Origin of the sequence: Serratia sp. CY27727, assembly GCF_052169275.1 — a bacterium.
Taxonomy (GTDB): Bacteria; Pseudomonadota; Gammaproteobacteria; order Enterobacterales; family Enterobacteriaceae; genus Serratia; species Serratia sarumanii.
Genome location: NZ_JBJNLB010000002.1, coordinates 182,889 through 203,604, shown reverse-complemented (window position 1 = coordinate 203,604; position 20,716 = coordinate 182,889). Strand labels below are relative to the sequence as shown.

The following is a 20,716-nucleotide window of genomic DNA, read 5'->3' as shown; positions in this document are numbered from 1 at the left end:
TTTATTCACCCCTTATTGAGCGTTGTACAAAATGACCGCGGCGGTTGCCAGCAGGTTCAGCAGCGTCAGCGGCAGGCACACTTTCCAGCCGAAGGACATCACCTGGTCATAACGCGGACGCGGCAGCGCGGCACGGATCAGGATGAACATCATCATGAAGAAGGCCGTTTTCAACGCGAACCAGATGAATGGCGGCAGGAACGGACCCTGCCAGCCGCCGAAGAACAACGTCACAATCAGGGCGGACACGGTGACGATACCGATGTATTCCCCCACGAAGAACAGACCGAACTTCATGCCGGAATATTCGATGTGGTAACCGTCGGCCAGTTCCTGCTCGGCTTCCGGCTGGTCAAACGGGTGACGGTGACACACCGCCACGCCGGCGATCGCGAAGGTCACGAAGCCGAAGAACTGCGGAATGACGTTCCAGACGTGCGCCTGGGATTCAACGATAGCCTGCATGTTGAACGAATCCGCCTGCATCACCACGCCCATCAGCGACAGACCGATGAACACTTCGTAGCTCAGGGTTTGCGCGGAGGCGCGCATCGCGCCCAACAGCGAGTATTTGTTGTTGCTCGACCATCCGGCGAACAGCACGGCGTACACCGCCAGGCCGGCCATCATCAGGAAGAACAGAATACCGATGTTGAGATCGGACACCGCCCAGGTCGGGCTGACCGGCACGATGGCAAATGCCAGCAACAGGGAAGTAAAGGCGATCATCGGCGCCAGGGTGAAGATCACCCGGTCGGAGAATCTCGGCACCCAGTCTTCCTTGAAGAACATTTTGATCATGTCGGCGACCAGCTGCAGCGAGCCGCCCCAGCCTACGCGGTTCGGTCCGTAGCGGTTCTGGAACAGGCCGAGCAGGCGGCGTTCGCCGAAGCTCATGAATGCCCCGCACGCCACGACCACCAACAGGATCACGACCGCTTTAAGAATGGCGATCAGAATGTCGATCACCTCAGGGGTAAACCAGCTCATCGTGCCGCCTCCCGCAGATTGTCTACCTTAGCACCCACCAAGATCGGCGGGATCCCTGGCAAGCCGAGCGGCAAACCAACCTGGCCCTGGGTCAGGGTTTCACTCAGACGCACCGGCAGACGCAGGGTCTGGCCCGCACAGCTGAACTCCACCAGGCTGCCCGCGTTGACGCCAAGCGTCGCCGCGTCGGCCGGGTTGACCATCACGTAGGCTTCCGGCATGCGCTGCTGGATCACGTGAGAGCGCTGCGACATTTCGTCGCTGCCGAACAGGTGGTAGTACGGCGCGACACGCCAGCCGTCGTTCGGATTGAACGCGGCAGGCACGCGGTCGAAGTAACCGAGGCTGCCCTCCCCCGCTTCGATCAGGCGCACGCCCGGATCGCCGTGGCGCAGTTTGCCGCCCACTTCGGCCTGGAACTTGTTCCATGCCTGCGGTGAGTTCCAGCCTGGCGCCCAGGCGAACGGGATCTGCTGACGATCGGCCAGCGGACTGTTGTTCCCTTCCATCGAGAAGGCGAACATGGTGTCTTTATCCTGCGGCTGACGCGGCTCGTGCACGCTGATGTTGGCGCGCATGGCGGTACGGCCGCTGGAGCGGTGCGGCGAACGCGCCAACTTCTGACCGCGAATGCGGAAAGTCGCGTCCGGCGCGGCGTCGACGATGCCCTGCAGCTGCGGCAACGCGGCGACGCAAGCGGCGATCACGTCATCGAGCTGGGTCCAGTCCACGTGGCGGCTGGTGTAGGTGGAGTGCAGCGAGTGCATCCAGCGCCAGCTTTCCAGCATCACGGTGAACTGATTTTTCTTGGCGTCGTCGTAGTAAGCCGGATCGTATACCTGGAAGAAGCGCTGCGCGCGGCCTTCCTGGTTGATCAGCGTACCGTCGCTCTCGGCAAAGCTGGCCGAGGAGAGGATCAGGTTGGCTTTGTCCATGATCGCGGTGCGCTGGTGGTCGGCGACGATCAGGTTGTTGACCTTGGCCAGCGCCGCGTCCACCTGCGCCGCCGGCGCATGACGATAGAGATCGTTTTCCATCACGATGGCGGTATCGGCTGCGCCGCTCGCCAGCTGTTCCAGCGCCTGATCGAGCGAACCGCCGCCGATCATCGCCAGGCCCATGCTGTTGGCTGCGCCCGCCACGAAGGTGATGCCGACGTCGGAACCGCGGCCCTTCAACGCTTTGGCAATGTTGGCCGCCGCTTCGATGATGGCTTCGCTGCCGGCGTTGCTGCCGGTAATAATCAGCGGTTTGCGTGCGCCGGTCAGCGCCTGCACGATGATATCGACTTTCTTGTTCAGGCCTTCAGCCAGATCGTTCACCGCCGGCGCCGCGCTGTCCAGCGCGTGAGCGATGGCGAAGCCGAACCGCGCCTGCTCGTCCACCGGCGCGCGGTAGTTCCAGGCGGCGATGTCGTCCAGGCGGGTGTTGTCGACGTTGGTGGTGAACAGCGGGTACTTGGCGTGCTGGCCGATGTTCTGCACCGCCGCGATCTGCCAGTCGGCCACGCGTTGCGCCGCCGCCATCGCGCGGGCTTTGCCCTTGACGGCCTGGCGCACGGACAGCGCGATGCGCGCGCCGGTTTGCGTCAGGTCTTCGCCCAGCACCAGCACCGCGTCGTAATCTTCGATCTCACGCAGCGCCGGCGTATGGACGCCGCCGTTCTTCAGCACGTTCAGCATCAGCGCCAGGCGTGATTGCTCCGCCTGAGCGATACCGGTGTAGTAGTTCTCGGCGCCGACCAGCTCGCGCAGTGCGAAGTTGCTTTCCAGGCTGGCGCGCGGGGAGCCGATGCCGATGGTTTTCTTCGCCTGACGCAGGATGTCCGCCGCGCCCTGCATCGCCTGCTCGGCGTTCAGGGTGATCCAGTCATCGCCGCGCAGCTGCTGCGGTTGACGCGGACGATCTTTCTGGTTGACGTAGCCGTAACCGAAGCGGCCGCGGTCGCACAGGAAGTAGTGGTTCACGCTGCCGTTGTAACGGTTTTCGATACGGCGCAGCTCGCCATAGCGCTCGCCCGGGCTGGTGTTACAGCCGATGCTGCACTGCTGGCAAATGCTCGGCGCGAACTGCATGTCCCATTTACGGTTGTAGCGCTCGGAGTGCGTTTTGTCGGTGAATACGCCGGTCGGGCACACTTCCACCAGGTTGCCGGAGAACTCGCTTTCCAGCGTGCCGCTTTCCGGGCGACCGAAGTAGACGTTATCGTGCGCGCCGTACACGCCGAAGTCGGTGCCGTCCGCATAGTCTTTGTAGTAACGCACGCAGCGGTAGCAGGCGATGCAGCGGTTCATCTCATGCGAGATAAACGGCCCCAGCTCCTGGTTGTTGTGGGTGCGCTTGGTGAAGCGGTAGCGGCGGAAGCTGTGGCCGGTCATTACCGTCATATCCTGCAGGTGACAGTTACCGCCTTCTTCACAGACCGGGCAATCGTGCGGGTGGTTGGTCATCAACCACTCGACCACGCTTTCACGGAACTGCTTCGCTTCGCCGTCATCGATGGAGATGAAGGTGCCGTCGGATGCCGGGGTCATACAGGACATCACCAAACGGCCGCGCGTATCTTCCGCGTTTTGGTATTGCTTTACCGCACATTGGCGGCAAGCGCCGACGCTTCCCAGCGCCGGATGCCAGCAAAAGTAAGGAATATCAAGGCCGAGGGAGAGACAAGCCTGCAGCAGGTTGTCCGCTCCGTCTACCTCATACTCTTTGCCGTCTACATGAATCGTAGCCATAGTCAGCATGCTTCCAAGTGGCCTGCCTTGCGGCAGGCGTTAATCAAAAATTCTGGCCGTGTTCGGGCGAGTCGGCTTACCAGCGCTGCTTCAGCAGATTGTTCGGCTGAATGCCGCCAATCGCATGGGCGTTGCCGAAGTGCTGCACGGCGATGCCCGCCTCGAACTCTTCACGGAAATATTTAATCGCGCTTTGCAGTGGCTCTACGGCACCTGGCGCGTGGGCGCAGAAGGTTTTGCCCGGGCCGAGGGAACGGCACAGCTGTTCGAGGGTTTCGATATCCCCCGGCTGCCCTTCGCCGTTTTCCAACGCACGCAGGATCTTCACGCTCCACGGCAGGCCGTCGCGGCATGGTGTACACCAGCCGCAGGACTCGCGGGCGAAGAACTCTTCCAGGTTACGCACCAGCGGCACCATGCCGATCTCGTGGTCTACCGCCATCGCCAGCGCGGTGCCGAGACGGCTGCCGGCTTTGCCGATCGCGCCGTATTCCATCGGCAGATCGAGGTGATCGGCGGTCAGGAAGTCGGTCCCCGCGCCGCCCGGCTGCCAGGCTTTGAAGCGCAGACCGTCGCGCATGCCGCCGGCGTAGTCTTCCAGGATCTCGCGCGCGGTGGTGCCGAACGGCAGCTCCCAAACGCCCGGATTTTTCACCCGGCCGGAGAAGCCCATCAGCTTGGTGCCTTTGTCCTCACTGCCGGAGATGCCGGTGTACCACTCCACGCCGTTCGCCAAAATGGCCGGCACGTTGCACAGCGTTTCGACGTTGTTGACGCAGGTCGGCTTGCCCCACACGCCGGCGCTGGCCGGGAATGGCGGCTTGGAGCGCGGGTTGGCGCGGCGGCCTTCCAGCGAGTTGATCAGCGCGGTTTCTTCGCCGCAGATGTAACGGCCGGCGCCGGTGTGCACGATCAGCTCGAAATCAAATCCGGTGCCGAGAATGTTTTTGCCCAGATAGCCGGCTTCGGTGGCTTCCGCGATGGCGCGACGCAGGTGCGCCGCCGCTTCAATGTACTCGCCGCGCAGGAAGATATAGCCGCGGTAGGCTTTCAGCGCGAAGGCGGAGATCAGCATGCCTTCCACCAGCAGGTGCGGCAGCTGCTCCATCAGCAGGCGGTCTTTATAGGTGCCCGGCTCCATTTCATCGGCGTTACACAGCAGGTAACGGATGTTCATGGATTCGTCCTTCGGCATCAGGCTCCACTTCAAACCGGTGGAGAAGCCCGCGCCGCCGCGGCCCTTCAGCCCGGAGTCTTTCACCAGGCCGACGATCTCGTCCGGGGCCAGGCCTTTGAGGGCCTTTTCCGCGCCGGCATAGCCGTTTTTGCTGCGGTATTCGTCCAGCCACAGCGGCTGCTTGTCATCACGCAGCCGCCAGGTCAGCGGATGCGTTTCGGGAGTGCGTACAATGTGCTTGGTCATTGATACTGCTCCAGTAGCGTCTCGATATCTTCAGGCTTCAGCTGACTGTGAGTGTCGTCATCAATCATCATGGTCGGCCCTTTATCGCAGTTGCCCAGACAGCAGGTCGGCAGCAGCGTGAAGCGGCCATCAAAGGTGGTTTGACCCGGCTTGATGTTCAGCTTCTTCTCGATAGCGGCCTGAATGCCCTGGTAACCGGTGATGTGACAAACAACGCTGTCACAATAACGGATCACGTGACGTCCTACCGGCTGACGGAAAATCTGGCTGTAGAACGTGGCCACGCCTTCTACGTCGCTGGCGGGGATGCCCAGCACTTCCGCGATGGCGTAAATCGCACCGTCCGGAACCCAGCCGCGCTGCTTCTGCACAATTTTCAGTGCTTCGATGGAAGCGGCGCGCGGATCCTCGTAATGATGCTTTTCGTGCTCGATCGCATCACGTTCTTCCGCACTCAGTACAAATGCATCAACGCCGCTCTGAGGAGCGGCTGCGTTGATGGGCTCGAGCGCATCATTGACTGCGTGATTGTCTTTTTGAGAGTGCATAATTAGCGGTCCACATCTGACATAACAAAATCGATACTACCCAGATAGACGATCAGGTCGGAAACCAGGCTGCCACGGATGACCGATGGGATCTGCTGCAGGTGCGCAAAGCTCGGCGTACGTACCCGGGTGCGGTAGCTCATGGTGCTGCCGTCGCTGGTCAGGTAGTAGCTGTTGATCCCTTTGGTGGCTTCAATCATCTGGAATGATTCGTTGGCTGGCATCACCGGGCCCCAGGAAACCTGCAGGAAGTGGGTGATCAGCGTTTCAATGTGCTGCAGCGTGCGCTCTTTCGGCGGCGGCGTGGTCAGCGGGTGATCGGCCTTGAACGGGCCTTCCGGCATGTTGTTCAGGCACTGTTCGAGGATGCGCAGGCTCTGGCGCAGCTCTTCCACCTTCAGCATCACGCGGGTGTAGCAGTCGCTGGTGCCGTCGCCGACCGGCACTTCGAAGTCGAAGTTCTCGTAGCCGGAGTACGGACGCCATTTACGCACGTCGAACTCGACGCCAGTGGCGCGCAGGCCGGCGCCGGTCACGCCCCACTCCAGCGCTTCTTTGGCGTTGTAAGACGCTACGCCGATGGAACGGCCTTTCAGGATGCTGTTCTTCAGCGCCGCTTTCACGTAGGAGTCCAGACGCTTCGGCATCCAGTCGAGGAATTCACGCAGCAGGCGATCCCAGCCGCGCGGCAGATCGTGCGCAACGCCGCCGATGCGGAACCAGGCCGGGTGCATACGGAAACCGGTGATCGCTTCCACCAGATCGTAGATTTTCTGTCGATCGGTAAAGGCGAAGAACACCGGGGTCATCGCGCCGACGTCCTGAATGAAGGTGGAGATGTACAGCAGGTGGCTGTTGATGCGGAACAGCTCGGACAGCATCACGCGGATGGTGTCGACGCGCTCCGGCACCTTGATGCCGGCCAGCTTCTCGACCGCCAGCACGTAAGGCATTTCGTTCACGCAGCCGCCGAGGTACTCGATACGGTCGGTGTACGGAATGTAGCTGTGCCAGGATTGGCGCTCGCCCATCTTCTCGGCGCCGCGGTGGTGATAGCCGATATCCGGCACGCAGTCGACGATCTCTTCGCCGTCCAGCTGCAGAATGATGCGGAACGCACCGTGCGCGGACGGGTGGTTCGGGCCGAGGTTGAGGAACATGAAATCTTCGTTCTCGGTGCCGCGCTTCATGCCCCAGTCTTCCGGCTTGAAGGTCAGCGCTTCCATCTCCAGATCTTCTTTCTGCTTGGTCAGCACGAAAGGATCGAATTCGGTGGCGCGCGCCGGGTAGTCCTTGCGCAGCGGGTGCCCTTCCCAGGTCTGCGGCATCATGATGCGCGACAGGTGCGGGTGGCCGTCGAAGGTGATGCCGAACATTTCCCAGGTTTCGCGCTCGTACCAGTTGGCGTTCGGGAACACCTTGGTCGCCGTCGGCACGTGCAGGTCTTTTTCAGACAGCGCCACCTTCAGCATGATGTCGCGGTTGCGTTCGATGGAAATCAGATGGTAGAAAACGGAGAAATCCGCAGCGGGCAGGCCATCGCGGTGGGTGCGAAGACGTTCGTCCACGCCATGCAGATCGAACAGCATGACATACGGCTTCGGCTGTTTTCTCAGGAACGTCATTACTTCCAGCAACTGGTCAGGTTTAACCCATACCACGGGCATGCCGGTACGGGTAGCCTGAACAGTAAAGGCTTCCGGCCCAAAACGGTTGCGCAGTTCGCCGATCACCGGGTCATCAAGGTGATCTCGGGTCTGCCAGGCAGGCAAGGCGTCGTGCGTCGTCAAATCTGTCATAATTTTTTTTCACCACACTAAAGGGTTATTCGCCGCAAGTTTCACTTTTCGCTGTGTTAACCAATAGCGCACTAAGATGGACGTTAAATGAACGTCTTAAATCTCGTCAGGCGTCCGGAGGTTGGTCACCGCGATGCGCTCGCCGTGTTTACGCTCTCTTTCAGACTGCATATTGGCGCGGTAAACGCCCTGATCGCCGACAACCCACGACAGCGGGCGACGTTCTTTGCCGATGGATTCCTGCAGCAGCATCAGCGCTTGCATGTAGGCTTCCGGACGCGGCGGGCAGCCGGGAATGTACACGTCGACCGGCAGGAACTTGTCCACGCCCTGCACCACGGAATAGATGTCGTACATGCCGCCGGAGTTGGCGCAGGCGCCCATCGAGATCACCCACTTAGGTTCCAGCATCTGCTCGTACAGGCGTTGGATGACCGGGGCCATCTTGGTGAAACAGGTACCGGCCACCACCATCAGGTCAGCCTGACGCGGGGAGGCGCGCAGTACTTCCGCACCGAAACGCGCCACGTCGTGAACGGCGGTAAACGACGTCACCATCTCCACGTAACAGCACGAAAGGCCGAAGTTATACGGCCAAATAGAGTTTTTACGCCCCCAGTTCACCATGTCATGCAGCGCATGTTCGAGTTTACCCATGTAAACCGTGCGGTGGACCTGTTGTTCCAGGGGATCGGCGACGATCTCCTGTTTTTGCAGGGGATAACGGTCGTTCTCACCGTTCGGGTCTATGCGGGTGAGCGTATAGTCCATCTTAATGCCTCGCTGTTACTGCGGATGACTGTTGGTGTTAGTGATCGTGCTCGGTTTGCTGCGGCGTTGGGAACGCGCCGGAGTCCAATCCAACGCGCCGACGCGCACCAGATAAACCAGACCGGCCAATAGCACCAAAATGAAAATGGCGGCTTCGATAAAGCCTACCCAACCGCTCTCGCGAACCGAGACCGACCAGGCGTACAGGTATAAGGCTTCAACGTCGAAAATAACGAAGAACATGGCCACCAGGTAAAACTTGGCGGACAAGCGCATGCGCGCCGTGCCGACCGAGTCGATGCCTGATTCAAACGGGGTGTGTTTGGCGCGCGCCCGGGCTCTCCCGCCCAAGAAGAACGCACCCAGCAGCATTAAGCCGCAGAGCCCGATAGCCACGACGAGAAATACGGCGAGCGCCCAGTGATGAGCGATAACTTCAGTGGTTGTTGACATACTCTATGCTTACTCATCAAAAGTGGCGTCGATCGCGCTGCTCTTGTCACCGGCAGTTAGTGCGCCACATCGATTTAAGGGAAGGATAAATAACCACACAAACAAACTGCTTTTACAGCGAGTTAGGCAGCGTTTTTCTGTGGGCTTTTTACTCCTTTCTATAACCTTTTGTCAACTTTGACAAAAGTATCTACACACTAGTTTACATACGTATCATTTGATTAACATTTGATGCGCCAGGGGCTGGCTAAATCGTGTCAGTTAATTTTTGTGTAGAAACAGATAGATATAAACCAACGTGCACATTTCAGTTTTACTATACCATTGTCTCAGGAATTCCCTGTTCTTCCACTCACTACCTAGGGGTATTTTTTTGATCCAGGACACGTTTTCAGCATAAATCCTCAAAAAAAGTGTGGCCCTTTAACAATTTTCCTCAAATTAAGCCGCAAAAACGGCCGCTATAAGCTAACAAAATAACCCTTCTATTACCATGCCTTTAACCCATTCAATCTTATTGCTCAAAAAACACACTCAACGTCTTAAACCCGGCCAAACTCTCTTTTCAGCAACGCTCAAAAGTTAGTAAAACAGCCAACTCATAACAAAATCGTCATTAAATCCCTATAACAGTAAAAATCCCCAAAAAAAGGGCAAAAAAAACCTCCGCCGAAGCGGAGGTTTTCATCAGATATCACGCCGCGGCGTTATTCTTCCTCGTCCACCAGGCTGGCGTCATCCTGATCGCCCTGGAGACCGGCTTCCGCGCCGTTGAAGCCATAACCGTCATTGCCGCCCTGCATTGCGCTGAAGATGGCCATCGCCAATTCGTTGCTGCACTGCGCGTTTTTGCACAGCGCATACTGGGTATCCGGCAGCGGCGGCAAACCTTCCACCGCCCCCAGCACCCGCAGGTCGGGGCTCATCATCTCGATCGGCCGCGCGGTCACGCCCAGGCCGGCCTTACAGGCCGCCCGCACCGCGGACAGCGTGGAGGCGACGTAGGCGATGCGCCACGGGATACCGGCTTCGTCCAGCTGCTTGATCGCCAGCGCGCGGAACGGGCTTGGCTCATCCATCACCACCAGCGGGATCGGTTCGCCGGCCTGATAGTGGTAATCGGCGGCGCAGTACCACAGCGTCGGCGATGTGCGCAGCACGATGTGCGGGTGCCCGGCCGGATCGGCCGTGGTCACCGCCAGATCGATTTCGCCCTCTTCCAGCAGATCGACCATCGTCGTGCTGCGCTTTACGCGCACGTCAATGGACAGCTTCGGATAGATGGCGGTCACGCGGTTCAGCAGGAAAGGCAGAATGGTATCGGCGGTGTCGTCGGAAGCGCCGATGGTCAGAACACCTTTAATATTGTTGTACATCAGCGAGGTACAGGCTTCGTCGTTAAAGCGCAGGATCTTCCTGGCATAACCGAGAAGCTGAATACCATGCTCAGTCAGGAGTTTGTTGCGCCCATGGCGGGCAAACAGTTCTTTGCCGACCAGTTGCTCTAATCGCTGCATTTGTTGACTGACGGCTGATTGAGTACGGCATACGGCGACGGCCGCCGCCGCGAAGGTATTCAAATCAGCAACCGCAACAAAGGTTCTTAGCAGATCGAGGTCGAGATTAAGTATCGGACGATTTGCAGTTGTCATAGTGTATTCTTCACTTTTTTAAATTCTAATTTACGAACTACTACCCTGGTGTGTTTCTCAGACGCCGTTGAAAAGGACGGAGCCTGTTATGACAGTACCCCACTCATAAGTGGAGGGCAAAAAAATTACTTATGATTCGTTACCTCTATCGCTTTTTAAAATGCGATCTATCGATGGTGCTTATAGAACGCGGGGGGCTGAATATCGGTGGAAAGGGAAAACCCCCACCGAACCTGAGATTTTACTCATTCATACTGCCTAATTTCCACTCCATTCGTGCTACTGAGAACCCTTATCAACCGGCGACCAGACTGCATTACAGAGCAAAAAAGATAAATAATTAACGCTACCGACTTCGTGTTACTACTCAATGAATTTAATAAATTCAATCAGTAAGATTTTTACTTTAAATAATAATCCTATAACCACATAAACAATGCTTAAGCTAAAATATAAAGTAAAGCTAATGTAAATATGCCATTTTCTTAGTGTGGTGCGCTAACCGACAACCCGCTATCAGACAACTCCGGTATTATCGTTCCTTTACAGTTTATTGAAGCCCATTCTCACTTTCGGCTTATCAGTTCACTGCTGCCGGCCGCGATCGCCGGCACGTCGCGTTTATCGATGCGGGATTTTACAGAACAAAACCCTAGTAAAATTATAGTTCATGAAATTATGAACCACAAAATAACTTTACCTTTGCTTATCATAACTAAAATCTCCCGTTACGACATGCATTTGCACCAAAGGCGTGCAAAACCCTTCAAAAGCAACTACGCCAGGAGTACATTGGGCGGGTTGCGGCGTCCCACGGTAGGAGCGCCCCTATCCCAGCAAAAGGCTCAACTTTTTATGTCCCCCATTGAGAAATCCAGCAAACTGGACAACGTCTGCTATGACATTCGCGGCCCGGTGCTTAAAGAAGCTAAACGTCTTGAAGAAGAAGGCAACAAAGTCCTGAAACTGAACATCGGCAACCCTGCCCCGTTCGGTTTCGACGCCCCTGACGAAATCCTGGTCGACGTGATCCGCAATCTGCCCACGGCGCAAGGCTATTCCGACTCCAAGGGCCTCTTCTCGGCGCGTAAAGCGATCATGCAGCACTATCAGGCGCGCAACATGCGTGACGTGACCGTTGAGGATATCTACATTGGCAACGGCGTCTCGGAACTGATCGTCCAATCCATGCAGGCGCTGCTCAACAGCGGCGACGAAATGCTGGTGCCGGCGCCGGACTACCCGCTGTGGACCGCCGCGGTATCGCTGTCCGGCGGCAAGGCCGTGCACTACCTGTGCGATGAGCAGGCCGGCTGGTTCCCGGATCTGGACGACATCATCAGCAAGATCACCCCGCGCACCCGCGGCATCGTGATCATCAACCCGAACAACCCGACCGGCGCGGTTTACAGCAAAGCGCTGCTGGAACAGATCGTCGAGATCGCCCGTCAACACAACCTGATCATCTTCGCCGACGAGATCTACGACAAGATCCTGTATGACGAAGCCGAGCACCATTCGATCGCCGCGCTGGCGCCGGATTTGCTGACCGTCACCTTCAACGGCCTGTCGAAAACCTACCGCGTGGCGGGCTTCCGCCAGGGCTGGATGGTGCTGAACGGGCCGAAGAAGCACGCCAAAGGCTATATCGAAGGGCTGGAGATGCTGGCTTCGATGCGCCTGTGCGCCAACGTGCCGATGCAGCACGCCATTCAGACCGCGCTGGGCGGTTATCAGAGCATCAGCGAGTTCATTCAGCCCGGCGGCCGCCTGTACGAACAGCGCAACCGCACCTGGGAGCTGCTCAACGACATCCCGGGCGTCTCTTGCGTGAAGCCGCAGGGCGCGCTGTACATGTTCCCGCGCATCGACGCCAAGCGCTTCAACATCCATGACGACCAGAAGCTGGTGCTGGATCTGCTGCTGCAGGAAAAAGTGCTGCTGGTGCAGGGCACCGCGTTCAACTGGCCTTATCCGGATCACGTGCGCATCGTCACCCTGCCGCGCGTAGACGAGCTGGAAATGGCGGTCGGCAAGCTGGGCCGCTTCCTGGAAGGCTACCACCAGTAATCGCCTGGGGCGCAGCGCCTTGTTGCGCCCTTCTCTCACTGCCCGGTTGCAAAATTCGCCGTCACTGCTTCACAATGGGGCCCTCACTTGCCGTTAAAGAGAGCACCATGAGCCAGAGCCATTTCTTCGCCCATCTGTCCCGCCTGAAACTGATCAACCGCTGGCCGCTGATGCGCAACGTGCGTACCGAGAACGTTTCCGAACACAGTCTGCAGGTGGCCTTTGTCGCCCACGCGTTGGCGGTGATCAAGAACCGCAAATTCAACGGCAACCTCAACGCCGACCGCGTTGCGCTGCTGGCGATGTACCACGACGCCAGCGAAGTGATCACCGGCGACATGCCGACGCCGATCAAGTACTACAATCCGCAGATCGCCCACGAATACAAGAAGATCGAAAAGATCGCCCAGCAAAAGCTGCTGGACATGATCCCCGCGGAGCTGCGCAACGATTTTCGCACCATTCTCGATGAGCACTACTACAGCGAAGATGAAAAGCAGGTGGTGAAGCAGGCGGACGCGCTGTGCGCCTACCTGAAATGCCTAGAGGAACTCTCTGCCGGCAACAACGAATTCACCCTGGCCAAGGCGCGGCTGGATAAAACCCTGGAACAGCGCCGCAGCCCGGAAATGGACTACTTCATGGACGTGTTCATCCCCAGCTTCAGCCTGTCATTGGACGAAATCAGCCTCGACAGCTCGCTGTAACCCCGCCGGCGCAGCCTCGCTGCGCCGTTAAAAGCCGTAGAGCCACGGCACCACAATCACGCTGACCGCCATCACCAGCAGGGTGAACGGCACGCCGAGACGCACGAAATCGCCGAACTTGTAATTGCCCGGCCCCAGCACCAGCGTGTTGACCGGTGAAGAAACCGGCGTCATAAAGGCGGCGGACGCGGCGATGGCGATAATCATCGCGAACGGGTATGGCGAAACGCCCATTTCGCGCGCGGCGGCGATGGCGATCGGCGCCATCAGCACCGCCGTCGCGGTGTTGGAAATAAACAGGCCGATGGTGGCACACAAGACGAACAGGCACAGCAGCATCACGCGCGGCCCCGCACCGCCGGCGACGTCCATCAGCCCGCTGACGATCAGATCCACCCCGCCGGTCTTTTGCAGCGCCTGCGCAAACGGCATCATCCCGACGATCAAAATGATGCTCGGCCAATGGATCGATTTATAGGCGCTTTCCATATCGATACAGCGGAACTTGCCCATCAGCAGACAGGCGATCAGCGCCGCGATCGGGTTGGGGATTTCGTCGGTCAGCATCATCGCCACCATCAGCGCCAGACAAAACAGCGCGTGCGGCGCCTGCGTGATCGCCGGCGCCACTTCGTCCACTTCGGCCGGCAGATTGAGCACGATAAAGTCGTGGGTTTTGGCCTGCAGCTGACGGATCGCCTTCCAGTCGCCGATCACCAGCAAGATGTCGCCCAGCTCCAGCGGCTCGTCCACCAGCTTGCCGCCCAGCGTCTCGCCGTGGCGGCGGATGCCCACCACGTTCAGATCGTAGCGGCTGCGGAACGCCGCTTCGCGCAGGCTTTTGCCCAGCAGCGCCGAGTCCGGGATCAGCGACACCTCTGCCATGCCGACGTTGCGCGACTGTTCAGAGAAGTAATCGCCGCGCAGCACCATCGGCTCCAGCCGCTGCTCGCCGCAGAATTCGCGCAGATCGACCTGGCTGTCCGACATGTCGATTAAAAGAACGTCGCCCTCGCGCAGCTCGGTGCTGCCGGAAGCGCTGACCATCACCCGCCGGAAGCGTTTCCAGCGCTCGATGCCCACCACGTTGGCGCCATAGCGCGCACGCAGGTGCAGCTCATCCAGCGAACGCCCGATCAGCGGCGAAGCGCTGCGGACAGCCAGCCGCCGCGCGCGGCCGGTCAGCTTGTAGTCGCGGATCAAATCGCGGAAGGTTCGGCGCTGCCAGTCATCGCCGGCTTTGCCCGTGTCACCGCTGCCCAGCCAACGCCGAGCGATCAGCATGTAACCGACGCCCAGCGCCAGCACCGCCAGACCGATGGGCGTCACGCTGAAGAAACCGAAACCATGGATGCCTTCACGCACCAGTTCGCTGTTGACCACCATGTTGGGCGGCGTGGCCACCAGCGTCATCATGCCGCTGATGAGCCCGGCGAAGCTGAGCGGCATCATCAGCCGCCCCGGCGCAATCTTCATTCTCGCCGTCACGCTGAGCACCACCGGGATAAAGATCGCCACCACGCCGGTCGAGCTCATGAACGCGCCCAGCCCGGCGACCGTCACCATCAGCAGCATCAACATTTTGGTTTCGCTGCTGCCGGCCACTTTCACCAGCCAGTCGCCGACCTGATAGGCCACGCCGGTGCGCACCAGCCCTTCGCCGATCACGAACAGCGCGGCGATCAAAATCACGTTGGGATCGCTGAAACCGACCGTCGCCTCCTGCAGGCTGAGCGTGCCGCTCAGCACGAAGGCGATGATCACCAACAGCGCCACCACGTCCATACGCAGCTTGTTGGTGGTAAACAGCACGATGGCAATCAGCAGTAAACTCAGCACCCACAGTAATTCGCTGTTCAAAACGGCCTCATCCGGCAAATGTCCAAGGGCCTAAAAAATAGCATAAAAAAACCCCGCCGAAGCGGGGTCTAATCAATTAGGGTGAAGATAATGCCGCTCAGGCCAGCCGGCGAACGATCGCGCCCTGCGCCGTTTTATCGACGGCGATCTGCGCCAGCGAATCCAGCCGCAGGTCGACCTGCTCCAACTTCGGCGTATCCGCCGGCGCGTTGACCGCGATCACCTGGCAGCCCGCGGCCAGGCCGGAGAGAATGCCGGCCGGCGCGTCTTCAACCACCACGCACTCGTGCGGCGCCAGCCCCAGGCGCTCGGCGCCCAGCAGATAGGCGTCGGGCTGCGGCTTGCCGTGTTTAACCTGCTCGGCGGTGATGAACACCTCCGGCTGCGGCAAACCGCCGGCCTGGCGGCGAGCGCCCGCCACCGGCACCGAACCGGAGGTGACGATCGCCCAAGGGATGCCGAGCGCGTTCAGGCGATCCAGCAGCGCAATCGCGCCCGGCAGCGCGCGAACGCCGTCGGTATCCTGCGCTTCGGCCTGCTCCAGCAACTCGAACTCGCGCTGAATTTCCGCTTCGCTTTCGCCCGGCATAAAGTGGCGCAGAGAAGTAATGGCCTGTTTACCGTGAATGAAGTCCAGCACCGCTTGCGGGTTGACGCCGCGGCGTTCGGCCCAGTGCGTCCAGGCGCGCTCTACCGCCGGCAGCGAATCCACCAGGGTGCCATCAAGATCGAACAGAAAACCCTTACACTCCACAGAAAACCTCTTCTTAATCAAGCATTGATGATTTGCGCTATCTCAACGGCGCTCAAGTGATACTGGCGCGGACAGGCCAGCCAGATCGCCAGCATGCGCTGGTATTTTTCCCACATTTTGGTCTGGGCGTTGAAACCGTGGCTGCCGGAATCGAAGTGAGTATAGCGCCCCTCGGTGCTGACCAGGAAACGCACGTAGCTCAGGTAGCGCGCCTCGGTGGCGGCGTCGAAGCCGAGAAACGCCAGGCGGCGCTCGTCCAGATCCTGCTTCTCTTTCAGGTTGCCCCAGGAAACCTGCAGCGCATGGTGCATCTCCATCACGTTGATGATGGTGCGGCACACCTCTTCGCTCAGTTCGCCGAAGTCGCGATCCAGTTCGCGCATTTGCAAACCGAAGCCGCGTTCGACGATGGTTTGCAACCGGCGATAACGGTCGCCATTGTCCGGATCGAGCAGGGTCATCATCTTGTACTGGTTCGACAGGATCAGCCGCTGGGCGTTGGTCATTTCCATCAGGATTTCCTCATTTCTGTGTGATGGCGGGAGCATCGCACAGCGCAAGAACGCAGGAAATCACAACTCGACCGTTCTTTGATTTAAACCGGGGTTATTGGCGCTTTGACGAGAAAGGCCGCACAACGCGGCCTTTTTCATTTACAGATCGTCGAGGAAAGTTTTGTCCAGCTGCTTGAAAGCGCGCTTGAGCAGATCGGCCAACGTCTGATAGGTCGGCGTGCCTTCGAGCGGCGCCACCGCCTGCCCGGCTTCCGTCAGCTTGTTGCGCACCTCATGGAACCATTGCAGCAGCGTCGGCGGCAGCGGCGTGACCGAACGGCGCCCCAGCCACCACAGCCCCTGCATCGGCAGGCTGCAGGCGAACAGCGCGGTGGCGATCGCCGGGCCGAGCTGGCCGCCGAGAGCGATCTGCCAGGTCAGCGTGAAAATCGCCAACGGCGGCATGAAACGGATAGCGAAACGGGTGGCACGCGCAACGCGGTTCTCCGGAAAGACCGGTGCCAGACGTTTGTCCGACGGCCAGGTTTTCATATAATGCTGCCCGCGCTGGAAGACCTGAAACCAGCTTACGGAACCGGACGGTTTGCTCGTCATTGCGTACCTCAACGTCACGTAAAGAAACTAAAAGCGTGCTGCCAGAGACCATACTAAAAAATTTGAAGCTTTAAATTTATTTTGTGTTTACACCGGGCTATCGGTATCCTAAGCCGGCCTTGTGGCCGGTAGAAGATGACGCAAACTTTGTCAACTTTTAGCCCTATAAAAATCAAGATTATTTAAACCGCAGAGAAATCATCGGTTTTTCCATCATCCTGTGATTTGTGCACGTCACATGATGTTAATCATAAATGTCATCGGCACTATGCGCTACGCTTGTTGTCTGATTGACGATTAATTCACCACGTGTTTTCGATTTTCTTTTAACAACACGACTATTTAAGTAGGTACTTCCATGTCGAGTAAGCTAGTACTGGTTCTTAACTGCGGCAGTTCTTCTCTGAAATTCGCCATCATCGATGCCGTTAACGGCGACGAATTCCTCTCCGGTTTGGCCGAGTGTTTCCACCTGCCTGAAGCTCGCATCAAGTGGAAAATGGACGGCGCCAAACACGAAGCTGCCCTGGGGGCCGGCGCTGCACACAGCGAAGCGCTGAACTTCATTGTTAATACTATTCTGGCACAAAAACCAGAGCTTTCTGCGCAGCTGACCGCTATCGGCCACCGCATCGTGCACGGCGGCGAGAAGTTCACCGCTTCCGCCGTGATCAACGACGAAGTTCTGCAGGGTATCAAAGATTCCGTGCCGTTTGCACCACTGCACAACCCGGCTCACCTGATCGGCATCGCGGAAGCGCTGAAATCCTTCCCTAACCTGGCCGACAAGAACGTTGCCGTGTTCGACACCGCGTTCCACCAGACCATGCCGGAAGAATCTTACCTGTACGCCCTGCCGTACAGCCTGTATCGCGACCACGGCGTTCGCCGCTACGGCGCGCACGGCACCAGCCACTTCTACGTGACTCAGGAAGCCGCGAAGATGCTGAACAAGCCGGTAGAAGAAGTGAACGTGATCACTTGCCACCTGGGCAACGGCGGTTCCGTTACCGCAGTGCGCAACGGCCAGTGCGTTGACACCTCCATGGGCCTGACCCCGCTGGAAGGCCTGGTGATGGGCACCCGCAGCGGTGACATCGATCCGGCTATCATCTTCCACCTGCACGATTCTCTGGGCATGAGCGTTGACCAGATCAACAAGATGCTGACCAAAGAATCCGGCCTGCTGGGCCTGACCGAAGTCACCAGCGACTGCCGTTACGTTGAAGACAACTACGACAGCAAAGCCGACGCCAAACGCGCCATGGACGTGTTCTGCCACCGTCTGGCCAAATACGTCGGCGCATACAGCGCGCTGATGGAAGGCCGTCTGGACGCGGTGATCTTCACCGGCGGCATCGGCGAGAACGCCGGCATGGTGCGTGAGCTGACCCTGAACAAACTGGGCCTGCTGGGCTTCGAAATCGACCACGACCGCAACATGGCCGCTCGCTTCGGCAAATCCGGCGCCATCACCAAAGACGGCAGCCGCCTGGCGCTGGTGATCCCGACCAACGAAGAGTTGGTCATCGCGCAGGACGCATCCCGCCTGACCGCGTAATGCTCTCAAAACACCGTCAGCCCAGGCTGACGGTGTTGTTTTAGCCTCATGTTAATCGTGAAGAGGACTATTCTGTGTCACGTACTATTATGTTGATCCCCACCGGCACCAGCGTCGGCCTGACCAGCGTCAGCCTGGGTGTCATCCGCTCCATGGAGCAAAAAGGCGTTCGTCTGAGCGTGTTCAAGCCTATCGCTCAACCGCGCACCGGCGACAACGCGCTCGACCAGACCACCACCATCATCCGCAGCAACTCCACCATCCCGGCGGCCGAACCGCTGCGCATGGACTACGTTGAGGGCCTGCTGAGCTCCAACCAGCAAGACGTGCTGATGGAAGAGATCGTGGCGCGTTACCACGAGAACACCAAAGACGCGGAAGTGGTGCTGATCGAAGGCCTGGTGCCGACCCGCAAGCATCAGTTCGCCAACGCGCTGAACTACGAGATCGCCAAAACCCTGAACGCCGAGATCGTCTTCGTGCTGGCGCTGGGCAACGACTCCCCGGCGCAGCTGAAAGAGCGCATCGAACTGGCGCGCACCAGCTTCGGCGGCAGCAAGAACAAAAACATCACCGGCGTGATCATCAACAAGCTGAACGCACCGGTCGACGATCAGGGCCGCACCCGTCCTGACCTGTCCGAAATCTTCGACGACTCCACCAAAGCCAGCATCGCCCACGTCGATCCTGCGCAGCTGTTCGCCAACAGCCCGCTGCCGGTTCTGGGCTGCGTGCCGTGGAGCTTCGATCTGATCGCCACCCGCGCCATCGACATGGCTCGCCACCTGAAGGCCCGCGTGGTCAACGAAGGCGACATCATGACCCGCCGCGTGAAGTCCGTGACCTTCTGTGCGCGCAGCATCCCGCACATGCTGGAACACTTCCGCCCAGGCTCTCTGCTGGTGACCTCCGCAGACCGTCCTGACGTGCTGGTCTCCGCCTGCCTGGCGGCGATGAACGGCGTGGAAATCGGCGCCATCCTGCTGACCGGCGGCTACGCCATCGACGAGCCGATCAAGAAGCTGTGCGAACGCGCCTTCCAGACCGGCCTGCCGGTGTTCATGGTCGATACCAACACCTGGCAGACCTCGCTGAGCCTGCAGAGCTTCAACCTCGAAGTGCCGGCGGACGACCACCAGCGCATCGAGAAAGTGCAGAACTACGTGGCCAGCCACATCAACACCGAGTGGATCGACTCGCTGACCGCCACCTCCGAGCGTTCGCGCCGTCTGTCTCCACCGGCGTTCCGTTACGAGCTGACCGAGCTGGCGCGTAAAGCCGGCAAGCGCATCGTGCTGCCGGAAGGCGACGAGCCGCGCACCGTGAAAGCGGCGGCCATCTGCGCCGAACGCGGCATCGCGGAATGCGTGCTGCTCGGCAACCCGGAAGAGATCCAGCGCGTCGCGGCAGCGCAAGGCGTTGAGCTGGGCAAAGGCATCGAAATCGTCGATCCGGTCGCCGTGCGTGAAAACTACGTGCCGCGTCTGGTTGAGCTGCGCAAGAGCAAGGGCATGACCGAAGTGGTCGCGCGCGAGCAGCTGGAAGACAACGTGGTGCTCGGCACCCTGATGCTGGAACAAGGCGAAGTCGACGGTCTGGTCTCCGGCGCGGTTCACACCACCGCCAACACCATCCGCCCGCCGTTGCAGCTGATCAAAACCGCGCCGGGCAGCTCGCTGGTGTCCTCCGTGTTCTTCATGCTGCTGCCTGACCAGGTACTGGTCTACGGCGACTGCGCGATCAACCCGGATCCGACCGCCGAGCAGCTGTCTGAAATCGCCATCCAGTCTGCGGATTCCGCCGCGGCCTTCGGCATCGAGCCGCGCGTGGCGATGATCTCCTACTCCACCGGCAACTCCGGCGCGGGCAGCGACGTCGAGAAAGTGCGCGAAGCGACCCGTCTGGCACAGGAAAAACGCCCGGACCTGATCATCGACGGCCCGCTGCAGTACGACGCCGCCATCATGGCCGACGTTGCCAAGTCCAAGGCGCCGAACTCACCGGTAGCCGGCCAGGCGACCGTGTTCATCTTCCCGGATCTGAACACCGGCAACACCACCTACAAAGCGGTACAGCGTTCCGCTGACCTGGTCTCCATCGGGCCGATGCTGCAAGGCATGCGCAAGCCGGTGAACGACCTGTCGCGCGGCGCACTGGTTGACGATATCGTCTACACCGTCGCGCTGACGGCGATCCAGTCTTCCCAGGCTGACGCTGCCGCCGCCAAGGCGTAATAAACCGTTAAAAAAAGCCAGTCAGGTAATCCTGACTGGCTTTTTTATGC

16 protein-coding genes are annotated in these 20,716 nt (G+C 59.2%); 4 read left to right on the top strand and 12 right to left on the bottom strand.

What is annotated here, in order from left to right; genetic code table 11:
• Window positions 1-12: 12 nt before the first annotated feature.
• The 8 genes from nuoH to lrhA all read right to left on the bottom strand — a co-directional run bounded on the left by nuoH (window position 13) and on the right by lrhA (window position 10,371).
• Window positions 13-990 (bottom strand): NADH-quinone oxidoreductase subunit NuoH, encoded by a 978-nt coding sequence (gene nuoH / locus ACJ8HB_RS05890; protein WP_004936022.1) that lies wholly within the window; start codon window positions 988-990, stop codon window positions 13-15.
• Window positions 987-3,725 carry an NADH-quinone oxidoreductase subunit NuoG gene (gene nuoG / locus ACJ8HB_RS05885; protein WP_049234003.1) on the bottom strand — a complete coding sequence of 913 codons (2,739 nt, stop codon included), beginning with the start codon at window positions 3,723-3,725 and terminating at the stop codon, window positions 987-989. The genes nuoH and nuoG overlap by 4 nt, the downstream gene beginning before the upstream one ends.
• 76 nt (window positions 3,726-3,801) lie before the next feature.
• Window positions 3,802-5,148, bottom strand: coding sequence for an NADH-quinone oxidoreductase subunit NuoF (nuoF, locus tag ACJ8HB_RS05880; protein WP_015378579.1), 1,347 nt, complete (start codon window positions 5,146-5,148; stop codon window positions 3,802-3,804).
• Window positions 5,145-5,696: an NADH-quinone oxidoreductase subunit NuoE gene (nuoE, locus tag ACJ8HB_RS05875; RefSeq protein ID WP_033635327.1), complete on the bottom strand. Its 552-nt coding sequence runs from the start codon at window positions 5,694-5,696 to the stop codon at window positions 5,145-5,147. Before nuoE ends, nuoF begins: the two co-directional genes overlap by 4 nt.
• Before the next feature lie 2 nt (window positions 5,697-5,698).
• Window positions 5,699-7,495 (bottom strand): NADH-quinone oxidoreductase subunit C/D, encoded by a 1,797-nt coding sequence (gene nuoC / locus ACJ8HB_RS05870; RefSeq protein ID WP_004936036.1) that lies wholly within the window; start codon window positions 7,493-7,495, stop codon window positions 5,699-5,701.
• Between the two features lie 96 nt (window positions 7,496-7,591).
• Entirely contained in the window at window positions 7,592-8,266 is a 675-nt protein-coding gene (locus tag ACJ8HB_RS05865) for a NuoB/complex I 20 kDa subunit family protein (RefSeq protein WP_004936039.1), read from the bottom strand.
• A gap of 15 nt (window positions 8,267-8,281) precedes the next feature.
• Complete coding sequence (nuoA, locus tag ACJ8HB_RS05860) at window positions 8,282-8,719, bottom strand: NADH-quinone oxidoreductase subunit NuoA (RefSeq protein ID WP_033648046.1); 438 nt, start codon at window positions 8,717-8,719, stop codon at window positions 8,282-8,284.
• Window positions 8,720-9,426: 707 nt separating this feature from the next.
• The gene (gene lrhA / locus ACJ8HB_RS05855) at window positions 9,427-10,371 is read right to left on the bottom strand and encodes a transcriptional regulator LrhA (RefSeq protein WP_033653761.1); all 945 of its coding nucleotides are present in this window, start codon (window positions 10,369-10,371) and stop codon (window positions 9,427-9,429) included.
• Window positions 10,372-11,226: 855 nt separating this feature from the next.
• Between lrhA and ACJ8HB_RS05850 the strand changes: the two genes are divergently transcribed.
• A complete protein-coding gene (locus ACJ8HB_RS05850) occupies window positions 11,227-12,441 on the top strand; it encodes a pyridoxal phosphate-dependent aminotransferase (protein WP_004936047.1) in 1,215 nt (404 codons plus the stop codon).
• A 107-nt stretch (window positions 12,442-12,548) separates the two neighbouring features.
• A complete protein-coding gene (gene yfbR, locus ACJ8HB_RS05845; protein WP_025303666.1) occupies window positions 12,549-13,148 on the top strand; it encodes a 5'-deoxynucleotidase in 600 nt (199 codons plus the stop codon).
• A 27-nt stretch (window positions 13,149-13,175) separates the two neighbouring features.
• On the opposite strand, the gene ACJ8HB_RS05840 is transcribed toward yfbR, so the two are convergent.
• The 4 genes from ACJ8HB_RS05840 to yfbV all read right to left on the bottom strand — a co-directional run bounded on the left by ACJ8HB_RS05840 (window position 13,176) and on the right by yfbV (window position 16,871).
• The gene (locus ACJ8HB_RS05840; protein ID WP_071883829.1) at window positions 13,176-15,026 is read right to left on the bottom strand and encodes an SLC13 family permease; all 1,851 of its coding nucleotides are present in this window, start codon (window positions 15,024-15,026) and stop codon (window positions 13,176-13,178) included.
• 79 nt (window positions 15,027-15,105) lie between these two features.
• Window positions 15,106-15,762: a sugar phosphatase gene (locus tag ACJ8HB_RS05835; protein WP_047571204.1), complete on the bottom strand. Its 657-nt coding sequence runs from the start codon at window positions 15,760-15,762 to the stop codon at window positions 15,106-15,108.
• A 17-nt stretch (window positions 15,763-15,779) separates the two neighbouring features.
• Window positions 15,780-16,274 (bottom strand): YfbU family protein, encoded by a 495-nt coding sequence (locus ACJ8HB_RS05830; RefSeq protein WP_016926898.1) that lies wholly within the window; start codon window positions 16,272-16,274, stop codon window positions 15,780-15,782.
• A gap of 141 nt (window positions 16,275-16,415) precedes the next feature.
• The gene (gene yfbV, locus ACJ8HB_RS05825) at window positions 16,416-16,871 is read right to left on the bottom strand and encodes a terminus macrodomain insulation protein YfbV (protein WP_004936061.1); all 456 of its coding nucleotides are present in this window, start codon (window positions 16,869-16,871) and stop codon (window positions 16,416-16,418) included.
• A gap of 358 nt (window positions 16,872-17,229) precedes the next feature.
• On the opposite strand from yfbV, the gene ackA reads away from it, so the two are divergent.
• Both ackA and pta read left to right on the top strand, forming a co-directional pair.
• Window positions 17,230-18,432, top strand: coding sequence for an acetate kinase (gene ackA, locus ACJ8HB_RS05820; RefSeq protein WP_025303669.1), 1,203 nt, complete (start codon window positions 17,230-17,232; stop codon window positions 18,430-18,432).
• Window positions 18,433-18,506: 74 nt separating this feature from the next.
• Window positions 18,507-20,666 (top strand): phosphate acetyltransferase, encoded by a 2,160-nt coding sequence (gene pta / locus ACJ8HB_RS05815; RefSeq protein ID WP_033653759.1) that lies wholly within the window; start codon window positions 18,507-18,509, stop codon window positions 20,664-20,666.
• Window positions 20,667-20,716: the final 50 nt, after the last annotated feature.